Consider the following 15,956-nt stretch of genomic DNA (forward strand, 5'->3'; position numbering starts at 1 on the left):
GCCCGAGACAGCTTTTCCTTAAGTCGTATGAACAAGTTCGCAGAGCCAAACTTCATGGGGAGGGCATTGGAGTTGGCGCAGCAAGGCCTCTTTCGTACCTCTCCCAATCCACGTGTCGGCTGCGTGATCGTCGATGCCTTCGGTAAGGTACTGGGTGAGGGGTCCACGCAACCTGCTGGGCAGGATCACGCGGAAATCATGGCACTGCGCGATGCCCGGGAGCGTGGGCTTTCGGTGGAAGGAGCCACTGCCTTTGTCACCTTGGAGCCTTGCTCCCATCATGGGAGGACGGGTCCGTGCTGCGATGCTTTGGCTGACGCTGGATTGAGCAAGGTGTTTGCCTCCATCGCCGATCCCAATCCCATGGTGGCTGGGCGGGGCGTGAGCAAATTGCGCGAGCGTGGCATGGAAGTGAGCGTTGGCCTTGAAGCGCAGGCATCACGCGAGCTGAACATCGGCTTTTTCAGCCGCATGATTAGGCGCCGCCCGTGGGTTCGTATGAAGGCCGCTGCTTCTCTGGATGGTTTGACCGCGTTATTTGGGGGTGAGAGCCAGTGGATCACGTCCCCTCCTGCACGCGCGGATGGCCATGCGTGGCGAGCGCGGGCTTGTACGTTGCTTACAGGCATCGGCACCGTGTTGGCAGACGATCCCAGATTAGATGTCCGAGAGGTGGATACTCCCCGGCAACCTGATCTGGCATTGGTGGATAGTCAGTTAATGGTGCCGTTGCATGCATCCATTTTCAAGGCGAAGCGCCGAATCTTCATCTATACCGCGATTCAAAACCCAGAAAAGGAAGCGTTGCTGGTTTCACGCGGCGTCACGGTCGTGCATTTGCCCAATTCTGAGGGGCGCGTGGATCTCGCTGCCATGTTGTCTGATCTCGGCCGCCTGCAAATGAACGAAGTGCATGTAGAGGCTGGCAGTCGATTGAATGGTGCCTTGCTGCAAGCGGGTTTGGTGGATGATGTGTTGCTTTATTTGGCGCCTAAATTGTTAGGCCCTGGAATTGGCATCGCTCAGCTCAACGCATTGCCGAAGCTGTCTGAAGGAGCCCAGATGGCTTTTCAATCGGTGGACATGATTGGTCCGGACTTGCGTGTGGTCGCGAGAATGGCCGGTCATGCCGACTTTTAATGCGCATTTTTGACGGCGCAAGGTTTCTTCATGGCTTGGCATATCCAAGACACGCTCCGGCGTTGGGGCGTCCCTTGCATTCCCTGTAGAGCCTGCGATCCCGCTCTGCTGCGGACTCTTCAGAAGCACTTCGTTGAGTACCGGTCTTGATCTTGACGGTAGTCTTTTTCTTTGGGCTTTGTCCTGTATGCGATGCATGGGACGCAGTGGCATGCGCTTGGAAACTGGCTGTTCCAAGCGAAAGTCCGGTACAGATTAAAAAAGCAAATCCAGTAATGCGCTGGGCGGTTCGAACGGGCACGGTCTCTCCCTTGAATTGAGTTTGATGGGTATTGTCGCGCAAGAGGTTCGGGTTGAAGCCGCTACCATGCGGACTGAACTGTTGTCATGGACGTTTCGATGCGCGCTACTGTTGTCAATCTTGGAGAATCCAAAATCCGTGAAGTCGCAAACGCGGGTATGGCTCGTAGCGATGTGCTTGCGTTCTGGTTTGGTGAGAGCGATGAGGTCACTCCCGAGTACCTGCGTCAATCCGCAGTAGAGTCTCTCCAGCGCGGAGAGACTTTCTACTCCCATAACCTGGGGTTGCCCGAATTGCGAGGCGCTATTGCCTCTTACATGAGCGCTTTGCACGGGCCGATCGCTGCGGATCGTGTCGCCGTTACCGCTGGCGGGGTGAGCGGGCTCATGCTGTCCATGCAAGCTTTGCTTGATCCTGGCGACAAGGTGGTAGCCGTGACGCCTGTGTGGCCGAACCTGACGGCGCAGCCCCAGATCATGGGCGCTCAGCTGCGGCGTGTGGCATTGCGCCCCCGGCCAGGAGGGGAGTGGGCTTTGGATCTGGATGAGCTTTTGGCTGCCATCACTCCGTCCACCCGGCTATTGGTTGTGAATGCGCCCAACAATCCTACGGGGTGGACACTCACGCGTGAAGAGCAGATCCAAATCATGCGGCACTGCCGTGCCATGGGAACGTGGATATTGGCAGATGAGGTTTATGAACGGCTGTATTACGAACCCTCGACATCGAGCTGTGCCCCCAGCTTTCTTGATGTTGCAGAAGCTGCTGACCGATTGATCGTGGTGCAAAGTTTTTCCAAGAGCTTCCTGATGACGGGATGGCGTTTGGGCTGGCTGGTCATGCCTGCCGACATGACTCATCACATGGGCAAACTCATTGAGTTCAACACTTCCTGCACCAGTGTGTTCACCCAGCGGGCAGGGGTTGCTGCTCTGCAGCATGCGTCCGAAATCACCCCCGGGGTGGTGTCTCATCTTCATCGGTGCAGGGACATCTTGGTTCCATTGCTGCAGTCGCTGCCACAGGTGGAAGTCGCTTGCCCGCGCGGCGGCATGTATGCGTTCTTTCGGATGGCCGGTCGGGGTGATTCGCTGGACTTGGCCAAGCGGTTGGTGCTGGAGGCCGGCTTGGGGCTGGCGCCGGGCAGCGCCTTCGGCCTGGAGGCGGAGGGGTGGTTGCGTTGGTGCTTCGCTTCCCGCGATCCCGAACGGCTGGTGCTGGGAGTGAAACGGCTCAAAACATGGCTCGGGGTATAATCGCAGAGTTTTGCATGGTGCAAGACGCACGCTTGTGGCCATTCCAGCCGCTTGCGCAAGTAAGACAGGGGCAGGGCAGCCACGCGCTGCAACCACCGGCCCCGCAATTCAAGGAAAACCAATGATCGCATCCTCTATCAAGGCCGAAGTCGTCAAGGCCAACGCCCGTGCTGCTAACGATACCGGTAGCCCGGAAGTTCAAGTGGCCCTTCTGACGGCCCGTATCAACGAACTGACCCCTCACTTCAAGACCCATGCCAAGGATCACCACGGTCGCCGCGGCCTGCTGCGCATGGTGAGTCGCCGCCGCAAGCTGCTGGACTATCTGAAGACGAAGGACGCTGAGCGTTATACGGCATTGATCGCCAAGCTGGGTCTGCGCAAGTAAGCGCATTTGCATGCCGAAACGCCTGGGTTAGCACGCTAGCTCAGGCGTTTTTTACTTCGGAGCGGCAAAACAGATCGAAGCTGTGTCATTCCAATGGCCTTGTCCCACGGGCAAAAAATGAAGGGTCACTGGAATGGCATCGTGTTCTGAATTGCACTCCTTTGCATGCTGGCTCTTTGTAGCCAGCTATTAAAAATGGAGCAAAAATGAGCATTTTCAATAAAGTCACCAAGTCTTTCCAATGGGGCGACAAGACGGTCGTCATGGAAACGGGCGAAATCGCCCGCCAAGCGTCCGGCGCCGTGCTGGTCAACATCGATGACACGGTCGTTCTGGCCACGGTGGTGGGCTCCAAGACAGCCAAGGCCGGGCAGGACTTCTTCCCCTTGACGGTCGATTACATCGAGAAGACGTATGCTGCTGGCAAGATCCCGGGCAGTTTCTTCAAGCGTGAAGCCAAGCCCAGCGAGCATGAGACGCTCACGAGCCGCCTGATCGACCGCCCGATCCGCCCGCTGTTCCCCGAAGGCTTCTTCAACGAAGTACATGTGGTCATCCATACGGTTTCGCTGAACCCGGAGGTGGATGCGGACATTGCGGCCCTGATCGCTGTGAGTGCTGCGCTCTCCATCTCCGGCATCCCATTCAATGGCCCCATTGGTGCGGCGCGCGTGGGCTACATCAACGGCGAATATGTGCTGAACCCTGGCCAGACGGCCCGCAAAAATTCCCAGATGGACCTCGTAGTGGCCGGCACCGAAGCGGCCGTGCTGATGGTCGAGTCGGAGGCTCAACAGCTGTCTGAAGAGATCATGCTGGGTGCCGTGGTCTTTGGCCATGAGCAAGGCAACATTGCCATCAATGCGATCCATGAATTGGTACGCGACGCTGGCAAGGCCGTCTGGGATTGGCAGCCACCTGCCAAGGACGAGTCCTTCATCGGCAAGGTCAATGCCCTGGCGGAAGAAAAGCTGCGCGCTGCCTATCAGATCCGCAGCAAGCAGGCACGCACACAGGCCTTGCGTGAAGCCACTGCCTCGGTGCTGGCGGCTTTGAAGGCTGAGGGCGTGGAGTTTGATGCCGTCAAAGTCGAAGGCTTGCTGTTCGACATCGAAGCCAAGATCGTTCGAAGCCAGATTCTGGCGGGCGAGCCCCGCATTGACGGTCGCGATACCCGCACGGTACGTCCTATCGAAATCCGCAATGGCGTGCTGCCCCGCACCCACGGTTCCGCCTTGTTCACGCGTGGTGAGACCCAGGCGCTGGTGGTGTCCACGCTGGGCACCGAACGGGATGCTCAGCGCATCGATGCGCTGGCCGGCGAGTACGAAGACCGGTTCATGATGCACTACAACATGCCTCCCTTCGCCACGGGTGAAGTGGGACGCATGGGCTCGACCAAGCGCCGCGAAATCGGTCACGGCCGTCTTGCCAAGCGCGCGCTGATCGCCGTGCTGCCGACCAAGGAAGAGTTTCCCTACACGATGCGTGTGGTGTCTGAAATCACCGAGTCCAACGGCTCCTCTTCGATGGCTTCGGTGTGTGGCGGCTGCTTGTCGCTGATGGACGCTGGCGTGCCTATGAAGGCGCACGTGGCGGGTATCGCCATGGGCCTGATCAAGGACGACAACCGTTTTGCCGTGCTGACCGACATCCTGGGCGATGAAGATCACCTGGGCGACATGGACTTCAAGGTCGCGGGTACCACTGGCGGTATCACCGCGCTGCAGATGGACATCAAGATCCAGGGCATCACCAAGGAAATCATGCAAGTTGCGCTGGCGCAAGCCAAGGAGGCGCGCCTGCATATCCTGGGCAAGATGCAGGAAGCCATGGGCGAGGCCAAGACGGAAGTGAGTAACTTCGCGCCGAAGCTGTTCACCATGAAGATCAATCCTGAAAAGATCCGTGACGTGATCGGCAAGGGCGGTGCGGTGATCCGCGCCCTGACGGAGGAAACCGGCACGCAGATCAACATCGACGAAGACGGCACGATCACGATCGCATCGACTGACAGCGCCAAGGCGGACGAAGCCAAGCGCCGCATCGAGCAGATCACGGCAGAAGTCGAAATCGGCAAAATCTACGAAGGCCCCATCGTCAAGATCCTGGATTTCGGCGCACTGATCAATCTGCTGCCCGGCAAGGATGGCTTGCTGCACATCAGCCAGATCGCTCATGAGCGCGTCGAGAAGGTCACCGACTACCTGACCGAAGGCCAGATTGTCAAGGTCAAGGTGCTGGAGACTGACGAAAAGGGGCGCGTCAAACTGTCGATGAAGGCGCTGGCTGATCGTCCAATGGGTGACAGCGGTGGCCGTCCGGCACCTGCCGAGCGCGGAGAGCGCTCCGACCGTGGCGAGCGCCGTGAGCGCCGTGATGGTGCCGACCAGCAGCAGCAACAGCAGTCCCTGACGTCCGGTGAGTCGTCGGGTCAGATGGATGCCTGAACTGAATTGCTATTGAAATGATAGCTGCCGGCGCACATTTTGCCTGCGCTGGCGCTGTATTCATCTCAACTTTTTTGGCAAGGTAATGGCTATGCGAGTGGTTGAAATCGAGGGCCCTGGTGGCCCTGAGGTTCTGCGCTTGGGAGAGCGCTCGGTGCCAGAACCGGCGCAGGGCGAGTTGCTGATCCGTGTCGCAGCCAGTGGCATCAACCGGCCCGACGTTTTGCAGAGAAAAGGCCACTATGCGCCTCCGCCGGGTGCGTCGGAATTGCCAGGCCTCGAGGTGGCTGGTGTGATCGAGCGGGGCGACCAGGCTGCGATGGACAAGGCAGGCCTCAAGGTGGGTGACCGCGTTTGTGCACTGGTTGCTGGTGGCGGTTATGCGGAGTATTGCGTGGCGCCGGTGATGCAATGCTTGCCGGTGCCCGAAGGTTTCAGCGATATCGAGGCGGCCTCGCTGCCGGAGACGTTTTTCACCGTATGGAGCAACGTGTTTGATCGCGGACGCCTTCAGTCCGGTGAAACTTTGCTGGTGCAGGGCGGCAGCAGCGGGATCGGCGTGACTGCCATCCAGTTGGCCCGTGCATTCGGCGCCATGGTCATCGTCACGGCCGGTAGCGATGAAAAGTGTGCCGCCTGCCTGGAGATCGGTGCCCATCACGCCATCAACTACAAAACCCAGGATTTTGTTGCAGAGATCGATCGCATCACTGGCGGCAAAGGGGTGGACGTGATTCTGGACATGGTTGCAGGCGACTATGTGGCCCGCGAGATCGAATGCTTGGCCGAAGATGGGCGCTTGGTGATCATCGCGGTTCAAGGGGGCGTCAAGGCTGAATTGAATGCGGGTCTTGTGCTGCGCCGGCGCCTCACTGTCACCGGCTCCACGCTGCGGCCTCGTTCCGTGGCTTTCAAGGGCGCCATTGCCAATGCCTTGCGTGAGCGTGTGTGGCCGCTGCTGTCGTCCCGGAAAGTTCGTCCGATCGTGCACAGCACGTTCGTCGCGGCTGAGGCTTCCAGGGCCCATGCGCTGATGGAGTCCAGCCAGCACGCCGGGAAAATTGTTTTGACGTGGACCGCATGAAAAAAAAGAAACTGATTGCCGGTAACTGGAAGATGAACGGCAGCTTGGCTGCCAACCAGGCCTTATTGAATGCATTGCGTGAAGGTGCAGAGCCATCCGGCTGTGACATCGCGGTGGCAGTGCCTGCGCCTTATCTGGCGCAAGTGCAGTCGCTTGCCGAGGGCTCCGCTGTCGCGGTCGCTGCGCAGGATGTTTCGGCGCATGAGTCCGGTGCCTACACCGGCGAGGTCTGTGCCGCCATGCTGCTGGAATTCGGGGTTCGCTACGTGCTGGTCGGGCATTCCGAGCGGCGCCAGTATCACGCGGAAACCGATGAGGTGGTGGCTGCCAAGGCGCAGCGTGCTCTGGCGGCAGGTATCACACCCATCGTGTGTGTCGGAGAAACCCTGGAAGAGCGTGAGGCCGGGCAAACGCAGACGGTGGTCAAGCGCCAGTTGGCTGCAGTGATCCATGCGAACGGGCACTGCATCAGTGAGATTGTGGTGGCCTATGAGCCCGTCTGGGCAATCGGTACAGGCCGCACCGCTACGCCCGAACAGGCGCAAGAGGTTCATGCGGTGCTCCGTGCCCAGTTGGCGGCGGCGAGTCCTCAGGCCGAACGCATCCGATTGCTGTACGGCGGAAGCATGAATGCCGCAAATGCTTCCCAATTGCTGGCCCAGCCGGACATCGATGGGGGGTTGGTCGGCGGAGCATCGCTCAAGGCCCACGACTTTATGCAAATCATTGCTTCGGCGCAATAAAGACGCTGGCACATAGCTATCAAATTAGGAGTAAATAGAGAATGAATGCGCTTGTGAACGTGATTTTGGCGGTGCAAATTCTGGCCGCATTGGTGATGATCGGTCTGATCCTCATTCAGCATGGCAAGGGTGCCGACATGGGGGCCGCTTTCGGTAGCGGGAGTTCGGGCAGCCTGTTTGGTGCCAGTGGCAGTGCCAATTTCCTGTCGCGTAGCACCGCGGTGCTGGCTGGTGTGTTCTTTGTTGCAACGCTGGCGCTGGCCTACTTTGGCAACGTTCGGCCTGCAGGTGTTGGCAGCGTGCTGGAAGTTCCCGGCGCTGTGGCGCCTGTGCAACCCGCTTCCGGCTCAGCGTCGGAGGTGCCTTCGGCGCCCGTGGTGCCTGCCTCTGGTGCTGGACAGATTCCAACCAAGTAAGAAGAAAAGCGCAAAATTCAAACCTGCCCATCGGAGCAGGGTTTTTCCGGAGTAGAATCCCGGATTGTCTGGAAAGCCAAAAAACCCAACGGGTTCCTCATGCCATCCAGATGCATAAATCAGCCGTCGTGGTGAAATTGGTAGACACGCTATCTTGAGGGGGTAGTGGCGAAAGCTGTGCGAGTTCGAGTCTCGCCGACGGCACCAAAACAAAAGCCCATCCAATACGCCCAATGTGGGGTGTCTGGGTGCGGCTTCAGCGGTGAGCACATCCTCCAGATGAACCTCGATCAGTACCTCCCCGTTCTCTTGTTCATCTTGGTCGGCATCGGTGTCGGCGTCGTGCCTCTGGTGCTGGGCTATGTCCTTGGCCCCAATCGCCCGGATGCGGCCAAAAATTCCCCCTATGAATGCGGCTTCGAAGCTTTCGAAGATGCGCGCATGAAGTTCGATGTGCGCTATTACCTGGTCGCCATCCTCTTCATTCTTTTTGATCTGGAAATCGCTTTCCTGTTTCCGTGGGCGGTTTCGCTCCACGAGGTGGGTTTGACGGGTTTCATTGCCGTTGTCATCTTCCTGGCCATTCTGGTCGTGGGCTTTGCCTACGAGTGGAAAAAGGGTGCCCTGGATTGGGAATGACTGGTCTTCATAAGGAATGACACGATGATTGAAGGCGTGATGAAGGAAGGCTTCATCACCACCAGTTACGACTCGGTGGTGAATTGGGCCAAGACCGGCTCGCTGTGGCCCATGACCTTTGGTCTGGCCTGCTGCGCGGTGGAGATGATGCACGCAGCGGCGGCGCGCTACGACATCGGTCGCTTCGGCGCCGAGGTGTTCCGCGCCAGTCCGCGCCAGTCCGATCTGATGATCGTGGCCGGCACGTTGTGCAACAAGATGGCGCCAGCCCTGCGCAAGGTGTACGACCAGATGTCCGAGCCACGCTGGGTACTCTCCATGGGGTCGTGCGCCAACGGTGGCGGCTACTACCACTACAGCTATTCGGTGGTGCGGGGCTGTGATCGCATCGTTCCGGTGGATGTGTACGTGCCGGGTTGCCCGCCCACTGCCGAGGCATTGATCTACGGGATCATCCAGTTGCAGCAGAAGATCCGCCGCACCAACACCATCGCTCGCGTCTGAAGGGTTGACGATGACTGCCTTTGCTATTCGACCCGAGGCACTTCGGGACGCGATCGCCGCTGCGCTCGGCGACAAGGTGCGCCAGCTTTCGGTGGCGCTGGATGAAGTGACCCTGGTGGTCTCTGCCGCCGACTATCTTGCGGCCATGCAGTTGCTGCGCGATGCGCCGGGCTGCCGTTTCGAACAGTTGGTCGACCTGTGCGGCGTGGACTACTCGTCGTATGGCGACGTCGGTGTGGAAGGTCCGCGCTACTGCGTGGTCTCGCACCTGCTGTCGGTCAGCATGAATCAGCGCGTGCGTGTGAAGGTGTTCTGCCCGGATGACGATTTTCCGGTCGTGCCTTCGGTTTCGGACCTCTGGAATTCTGCCAACTGGTACGAGCGCGAGGCCTTCGACCTGTACGGCATCGTGTTCGACGGGCACAGCGATCTGCGCCGCATCCTCACCGACTATGGCTTCATCGGGCACCCCTTCCGCAAGGATTTTCCATTGTCCGGACACGTGGAAATGCGTTACGACGCCGAGCAGCGCCGCGTCGTGTACGAGCCGGTCACGATCGAGCCGCGCGAGATCACGCCTCGCATCATCCGCGAAGAAAAGTACGGAGGCCTGCACTGAGGCGTTCGCGCCGAAAAGTGATCCACCATGGCTGAAATCAAGAACTATTCCCTGAACTTCGGGCCGCAGCATCCAGCCGCACACGGTGTGCTGCGCCTCGTGCTCGAGCTGGACGGCGAAGTCGTGCAGCGTGCCGACCCCCACATCGGCCTGCTGCACCGCGCCACCGAAAAGCTGGCCGAGCACAAGACCTTCATCCAGTCGCTGCCCTACATGGACCGGCTGGACTATGTCTCGATGATGTGCAACGAGCACGCCTACTGCCTGGCCATCGAGAAGCTGCTGGGCCTGGACGTGCCTGTGCGCGCGCAGTACATCCGCGTGATGTTCTCCGAGATCACGCGCCTGCTAAACCACCTGATGTGGCTGGGTTCGCACGGCAACGACTGCGGCAGCTCCACGATCCTGATCTATACCTTCCGCGAGCGGGAAGACCTGTTCGACATGTATGAGGCGGTCTCAGGTGCGCGCATGCACGCGGCGTACTTCCGTCCCGGTGGCGTGTACCGCGATCTGCCGGATTCGATGCCGCAGTACAAGGTCAACAAGATCCGCAACGCCAAGGCCATCGCGGCGCTGAACCAAAACCGCAGCGGTTCCCTGCTGGACTTCATCGACGACTTCACGCAGCGGTTCCCGAAGTGCGTGGACGAATACGAAACGCTGCTCACCGACAACCGCATCTGGAAGCAGCGCACGGTCGGCATCGGCGTAGTGACGCCGGAGCGTGCCCTCAATCTGGGCATGACCGGCCCGATGATCCGCGGCTCGGGCATTGCATGGGATCTGCGCAAGACGCAGCCCTACGATGTCTATGACCGCATGGACTTCGACGTGCCGGTGGGCAAGACGGGCGACTGCTACGACCGCTATCTGGTGCGTGTGCAGGAAATGCGCCAATCCAACCGCATCATCAAGCAGTGCGTGGACTGGCTGCGCGCCAACCCCGGCCCGGTGATCACGGACAACCACAAGGTGGCACCGCCCTCGCGCGAATCCATGAAGTCGAACATGGAGGAATTGATCCACCATTTCAAGCTCTTCACCGAAGGTTTCCGCGTGCCCGAAGGCGAAGCGTATGCGGCCGTGGAGCATCCCAAGGGCGAGTTCGGCATCTACTTGGTGAGCGACGGTGCCAACAAGCCCTACCGCCTGAAAATCCGCGCGCCTGGTTTTGCCCACTTGGCCACCTTGGACGAAATGGCCCGTGGCCACATGATTGCCGATGCCGTGGCCATCATTGGCACGATGGATATCGTGTTCGGGGAGATTGACCGATGAATACCGAAGCGAAGAGTGTGGTGACGGGCGCGTCTCAAATCACTGAGGCGACGCTGGCGCGTTTTGCGCGCGAAGTGGCGAAGTACCCCGCTGAGCAAAAGCAGTCGGCCGTCATGGCCTGCCTGTCCATCGTCCAGCAGGAGCTGGGCTGGGTCAGCACCGAGAACGAGGCCGTGATCGCCAGCTACCTGGGCATGCCCCAGATCGCGGTGCATGAAGTCACCACGTTCTACAACATGTACAACCAGCAGCCGACGGGCAAGTACAAGCTCAACGTCTGTACCAACCTGCCGTGCCAGCTGCGCGATGGCCAGAAGGCGCTGCATCACCTGGAAAAGAAACTGGGCGTTGCGATGGGCGAGACCACGGCCGATGGCCTGTTCACGCTGCAACAGTGCGAATGCCTCGGCGCCTGCGCCGATGCGCCCGTGTTGCTGGTCAATGACCGCACCATGTGCAGTTTCATGGACAACGACAAGCTCGATCAGCTCGTGGATGGCCTGCGCCAAGCCGAAGGCGTGGCATCCCCGGCCCGGGCGGAAGGGCAAGCATGACGACCGCTGCACAGATTCTGTCGCAATTCCAGGCGACGGGCGTTCAAACCTGCTTCCACGATCGCCACATCGATCCGCAGATCTATGCGGGTCTGGATGGCACCAACTGGAGCCTCAAGGACTACGAGGCGCGCGGTGGCTATGCCGCCTTGCGCAAGATCCTCGAGCAGGGCGAAGGCGTTGGTCTCACCCAGGACCAGGTCATTGCGACCGTCAAGGAATCGGGCCTGCGTGGCCGTGGCGGTGCGGGTTTTCCCACCGGCCTCAAGTGGAGCTTCATGCCCCGCTCGTTCCCTGGTCAGAAGTATCTCGTCTGCAATTCCGACGAAGGCGAGCCGGGCACCTGCAAGGACCGCGACATCCTGCAGTTCAACCCGCACATCGTCATCGAGGGCATGATCATCGCGGCTTATGCGATGGGCATTTCCGTGGGCTACAACTACATCCACGGCGAAATCTTCCAGACCTACGACCGCTTCGAAGAGGCGCTCGAAGAGGCGCGTGCTGCGGGCTACCTGGGCGACAAGATTCTGGGCAGCAATTTCAGCTTCCAGCTGCATGCCGCCCATGGGTTCGGCGCCTACATCTGCGGCGAGGAAACGGCACTGCTGGAGTCGCTCGAAGGCAAGAAGGGTCAGCCGCGCTTCAAGCCGCCATTCCCTGCGAGCTTCGGCCTCTACGGCAAGCCCACCACGATCAACAACACCGAGACGTTTGCCGCGGTGCCCTGGATCATCCGCAACGGCGGCGCGGCCTACCTGGCCTGCGGCAAGCCCAATAACGGCGGCACCAAGATCTTCTCGGTTTCCGGCGACGTCGAAAAGCCCGGCAACTACGAGGTGCCCATGGGCACGCCGTTCGCCAAGCTGCTGGAACTGGCAGGTGGCGTGCGCAAGGGCCGCCAGCTCAAGGCCGTGATTCCCGGTGGATCGTCCGCTCCGGTGCTGCCGGCGTCCGTCATCATGGAATGCACGATGGACTACGATTCGATCGCCAAGGCCGGCTCGATGCTCGGCTCTGGCGCCGTGATCGTGATGGACGATTCGCGCAGCATGGTGGAGAGCCTGTTGCGCCTGTCCTATTTCTATTCGCATGAATCGTGCGGACAGTGCACACCGTGCCGCGAAGGCACCGGCTGGATGTGGCGCGTGATTGACCGCATCCAGCACGGCGAAGGCCGCGACGGCGATCTGGAGCTGCTCAATTCGGTGGCCGACAACATCCAGGGCCGCACCATCTGCGCTTTGGGCGATGCCGCCGCCATGCCGGTGCGCGCCATGATCAAGCACTTCCGCCCGGAATTCGAAGCGCTGATCCGCAACAAGACCCCTCAGGCTTCTGCCTCTGCCTGATCGCGAGAAACGCATATGGTTGAAATCGAACTGGACGGACAGAAGGTAGAAGTCGCCGAGGGCTGCATGGTGATGCATGCGGCCGAGAAGGCGGGCACCTACATTCCCCATTTCTGCTATCACAAGAAGCTTTCCATCGCCGCCAATTGCCGCATGTGCCTGGTGGATGTGGAGAAGGCGCCCAAGCCGATGCCGGCCTGCGCCACGCCCGTGACGCAAGGCATGATCGTGCGCACCAAGAGCGACAAGGCCATCAAGGCCCAGCAGTCGGTCATGGAGTTCCTGCTCATCAATCACCCGCTGGACTGCCCGATCTGCGATCAGGGCGGCGAGTGCCAGCTGCAGGATCTGGCGGTGGGCTATGGTGGCTCTTCTTCGCGCTACGAAGAGGAAAAGCGCGTCGTCTTCCACAAGGACGTCGGTCCGCTGATCTCCATGGAGGAGATGACCCGCTGCATCCATTGCACCCGCTGCGTGCGCTTCGGCCAGGAAGTGGCCGGCGTGATGGAACTGGGCATGATCCATCGTGGCGAGCATTCCGAGATCACCACGGTGCTGGGCGATACGATCGATTCCGAGCTGTCGGGCAACATGATCGACATCTGCCCCGTGGGCGCGCTGACCAGCAAGCCTTTCCGCTACAGCGCCCGGACCTGGGAACTGTCGCGCCGCAAGTCGGTGAGCCCACACGATTCCACCGGTGCCAATCTCATCGTCCAGGTGAAGAACCACAAGGTGATGCGCGTCGTTCCCTTTGAGAACGAAGACGTCAACGAGTGCTGGATTGCCGATCGTGACCGCTTCTCCTACGAGGCTCTCAACGGAGACGAGCGTCTGACGCGCCCGATGCTCAAGCAGGGCGGCCAGTGGAAGGAAGTGGACTGGCAGACCGCGCTGGAATACGTGGCCAATGGCCTGCAGGGCATCCGCACCGACCATGGTGCCCAGAGCATCGGTGCGCTGGTGAGCCCGCACAGCACGCTGGAGGAGCTGTTCCTGGCCGGTTCGCTGGTGCGCGGCATCGGCAGCGACAACATCGACCACCGCCTGCGCCACGCCGAGTTCACCGAGGCCGATGGCATCCATTGGCTGGGCACGAGTATCGCTTCGCTGTCCTCGCTGCAGTCGGTGCTGGTCGTGGGCTCGAACCTGCGCAAGGACCACCCGCTGTTCGCGCAGCGCATCCGCCAGGCTGCGCGCAAGGGCTGTACCGTGAGCGCCCTCAACGACGCGGCCTGCGACTGGGCCATGCCGGTGGCGCAGTCCATCGTTGCGCCAGCCCAGGATTGGGCTGCGGCCCTGGCCGATGTGGCCGCCGCCTTGGCGCAGGACCGCGGTGTGGCTGCCCCTGTGGCCAGCGGCCGCGTGACCGACGTCTCTGCCGGCATGGCCCGTGCATTGGCTTCGGGCGAAGGCAGGGCCATCTTGCTGGGCAACGCCGCTGCGCACCACGCCCAGGCCTCGAGCCTGCTGGCGCTGGCCCAGTGGATCGGTGCCCAGACGGGGGCGGTGGTGGGCTACCTCACCGAAGCCGCCAACACGGTGGGCGCGCAGTTCGTCGGCGCACAACCCCAGAAGGGTGGCCTGAACGCCGGCCAGATGCTGGCGGGCGGCCTCAAGGCGGCACTGCTGCTGAACATCGAACCCGTCCATGACTCCGCTGCAGGTGCACAGGCAGCGGCTGCGCTGTCGGGTGCCGAGATGGTCGTGACGCTGAGCCCTTTCAAGGCCAACATGGAATTCAGCGATGTGCTGCTGCCCATCGCGCCGTTCACCGAAACCTCGGGCACTTTCGTCAATGCCGAAGGCCGCCTGCAAAGCTTTCACGCCGTGGTCAAGCCGCTGGGCGATGCCCGCCCCGCGTGGAAGGTATTGCGGGTGCTCGGCAACCTGCTGGGCGTGCAGGGCCTCGACTTCGAGACTTCGCAGGACGTGCTGGCGAAAGCCACGGGTGCGACGGTGGCCGCTCCGCTGGCGCAGCTGCCTGCCGACCGCCTGAGCAACAGCACGCGCGCTGCCATCGCCGTGCCCTCCGGTGCGGGTACCGCTCCGGTCGTGGCCAGCATCTACCAGCTCGACGGGCTGGTGCGCCGTGCGCCGTCGCTGCAGTTGACGGCCGATGCACGCCGCGCCGCTGAAGGAGTTGCCGCATGATCGACGCGCTGTACAACGGCGGCCTGCACCTGTTTGCCCAGTCCTGGTGGACGGCAGCGGTGTGGCCGGTGATCTGGAACCTGATCAAGATCGTGGCCATCGTGGCTCCCCTGATGGGCGCCGTGGCCTACCTCACGCTGTGGGAGCGCAAGCTGCTCGGCTTCATGCAAGTGCGCCATGGTCCCAACCGGGTCGGCCCGTTCGGGCTGCTGCAGCCACTGGCCGACGGCCTCAAGCTGCTGACCAAGGAAATCATCCAGCCAACGGCGGCCAGCAAGGGCCTGTTCGTGCTCGGCCCGGTCATGGCCATCATGCCTGCGCTGGCGGCCTGGGTGGCGATTCCGTTCGGTCCGGACGTGGCCCTGGCCAACGTGAATGCCGGTCTGCTGCTGGTGATGGCCATCACCTCGATCGAGGTGTACGGCGTGATCATCGCCGGCTGGGCATCCAACTCCAAGTACGCCTTCCTGGGTGCGTTGCGCGCTTCTGCCCAGATGGTGAGCTATGAAATCGCGATGGGCTTCTGTTTCCTCGTTGTCATCATGGTGTCGGGCAGCATGAACCTGACCGAAGTGGTAATGGGGCAGGGCGCCGGCATGGCCGCTGCCAAGGGACTTGGCTTCCTGTCGTGGAACTGGCTGCCGCTGCTGCCGATCTTCATCGTCTACCTGATCTCGGGCGTGGCTGAAACCAACCGCCACCCCTTCGACGTGGTCGAGGGCGAGGCCGAGATCGTGGCGGGCCACATGGTCGAATATTCGGGCATGGGTTTCGCGGTGTTCTTCCTGGCCGAATACGCCAGCATGTGGCTCGTGTCGATCCTGGCCGTGCTCATGTTCCTGGGGGGCTGGCTGTCGCCCGTGGCGGCACTGGACTTCATCCCGGGATGGATCTGGCTGGGCCTCAAGACCTTCGTCGTGGTGTCCATGTTCATCTGGATCCGCGCGACCTTCCCGCGCTTTCGCTATGACCAGATCATGCGTCTGGGTTGGAAGATCTTCATTCCGGTCACGCTGGTGTGGCTGCTTATCGTTGGCGCGTGGCTGCACTCGCCATGGAACATCTGGAATTGAGC

The 15,956-nt window shown here is 61.0% G+C and carries 15 protein-coding genes and 1 tRNA gene; all 16 read left to right on the forward strand.

Translation table 11 applies throughout. The features are described from left to right. Positions 1-27 precede the first annotated feature (27 nt). The 16 genes from ribD (at position 28) to nuoH (ending at position 15,954) form a co-directional block, all read left to right on the forward strand. Positions 28-1,140, forward strand: coding sequence for a bifunctional diaminohydroxyphosphoribosylaminopyrimidine deaminase/5-amino-6-(5-phosphoribosylamino)uracil reductase RibD (ribD, locus tag M5C98_RS06220; RefSeq protein WP_272551639.1), 1,113 nt, complete (start codon positions 28-30; stop codon positions 1,138-1,140). Between the two features lie 399 nt (positions 1,141-1,539). Continuing rightward, a complete protein-coding gene (locus tag M5C98_RS06225) occupies positions 1,540-2,697 on the forward strand; it encodes a pyridoxal phosphate-dependent aminotransferase (protein WP_272553181.1) in 1,158 nt (385 codons plus the stop codon). Between the two features lie 121 nt (positions 2,698-2,818). Continuing rightward, positions 2,819-3,085 carry a 30S ribosomal protein S15 gene (rpsO, locus tag M5C98_RS06230; protein ID WP_272551640.1) on the forward strand — a complete coding sequence of 89 codons (267 nt, stop codon included), beginning with the start codon at positions 2,819-2,821 and terminating at the stop codon, positions 3,083-3,085. 206 nt (positions 3,086-3,291) lie between these two features. Then, entirely contained in the window at positions 3,292-5,535 is a 2,244-nt protein-coding gene (pnp, locus tag M5C98_RS06235) for a polyribonucleotide nucleotidyltransferase (protein ID WP_272551641.1), read from the forward strand. A gap of 91 nt (positions 5,536-5,626) precedes the next feature. Next, a complete protein-coding gene (locus tag M5C98_RS06240) occupies positions 5,627-6,619 on the forward strand; it encodes an NAD(P)H-quinone oxidoreductase (RefSeq protein ID WP_272553182.1) in 993 nt (330 codons plus the stop codon). Further along, a complete protein-coding gene (gene tpiA / locus M5C98_RS06245; protein ID WP_272551642.1) occupies positions 6,616-7,362 on the forward strand; it encodes a triose-phosphate isomerase in 747 nt (248 codons plus the stop codon). The genes M5C98_RS06240 and tpiA overlap by 4 nt, the downstream gene beginning before the upstream one ends. 41 nt (positions 7,363-7,403) lie before the next feature. Next, entirely contained in the window at positions 7,404-7,778 is a 375-nt protein-coding gene (secG, locus tag M5C98_RS06250) for a preprotein translocase subunit SecG (RefSeq protein WP_272551643.1), read from the forward strand. Between the two features lie 122 nt (positions 7,779-7,900). Further along, positions 7,901-7,985, forward strand: a tRNA-Leu gene (locus M5C98_RS06255). A gap of 72 nt (positions 7,986-8,057) precedes the next feature. Then, on the forward strand, positions 8,058-8,417 hold the full coding sequence (locus M5C98_RS06260) for an NADH-quinone oxidoreductase subunit A (protein ID WP_092744429.1): 360 nt from the start codon (positions 8,058-8,060) through the stop codon (positions 8,415-8,417). A gap of 24 nt (positions 8,418-8,441) precedes the next feature. Then, the gene (locus tag M5C98_RS06265; protein WP_007849129.1) at positions 8,442-8,921 is read left to right on the forward strand and encodes a NuoB/complex I 20 kDa subunit family protein; all 480 of its coding nucleotides are present in this window, start codon (positions 8,442-8,444) and stop codon (positions 8,919-8,921) included. A 10-nt stretch (positions 8,922-8,931) separates the two neighbouring features. Next, complete coding sequence (locus M5C98_RS06270; protein ID WP_272551646.1) at positions 8,932-9,540, forward strand: NADH-quinone oxidoreductase subunit C; 609 nt, start codon at positions 8,932-8,934, stop codon at positions 9,538-9,540. A gap of 27 nt (positions 9,541-9,567) precedes the next feature. Continuing rightward, positions 9,568-10,821, forward strand: a complete 1,254-nt coding sequence (locus M5C98_RS06275; protein ID WP_272551647.1) for an NADH-quinone oxidoreductase subunit D — start codon at positions 9,568-9,570, stop codon at positions 10,819-10,821. Further along, positions 10,818-11,375, forward strand: coding sequence for an NADH-quinone oxidoreductase subunit NuoE (gene nuoE, locus M5C98_RS06280; protein WP_272551648.1), 558 nt, complete (start codon positions 10,818-10,820; stop codon positions 11,373-11,375). The genes M5C98_RS06275 and nuoE overlap by 4 nt, the downstream gene beginning before the upstream one ends. After that, positions 11,372-12,727, forward strand: coding sequence for an NADH-quinone oxidoreductase subunit NuoF (gene nuoF / locus M5C98_RS06285; RefSeq protein ID WP_272551649.1), 1,356 nt, complete (start codon positions 11,372-11,374; stop codon positions 12,725-12,727). Before nuoE ends, nuoF begins: the two co-directional genes overlap by 4 nt. 15 nt (positions 12,728-12,742) lie before the next feature. Continuing rightward, positions 12,743-14,881 (forward strand): NADH-quinone oxidoreductase subunit NuoG, encoded by a 2,139-nt coding sequence (gene nuoG / locus M5C98_RS06290; RefSeq protein WP_272551651.1) that lies wholly within the window; start codon positions 12,743-12,745, stop codon positions 14,879-14,881. Further along, positions 14,878-15,954 carry an NADH-quinone oxidoreductase subunit NuoH gene (nuoH, locus tag M5C98_RS06295; protein WP_272551653.1) on the forward strand — a complete coding sequence of 359 codons (1,077 nt, stop codon included), beginning with the start codon at positions 14,878-14,880 and terminating at the stop codon, positions 15,952-15,954. Before nuoG ends, nuoH begins: the two co-directional genes overlap by 4 nt. Positions 15,955-15,956 lie beyond the last annotated feature (2 nt).

The sequence above is a fragment of the Acidovorax sp. NCPPB 3576 genome, assembly GCF_028473605.1.
GTDB lineage: Bacteria > Pseudomonadota > Gammaproteobacteria > Burkholderiales > Burkholderiaceae_C > Paracidovorax.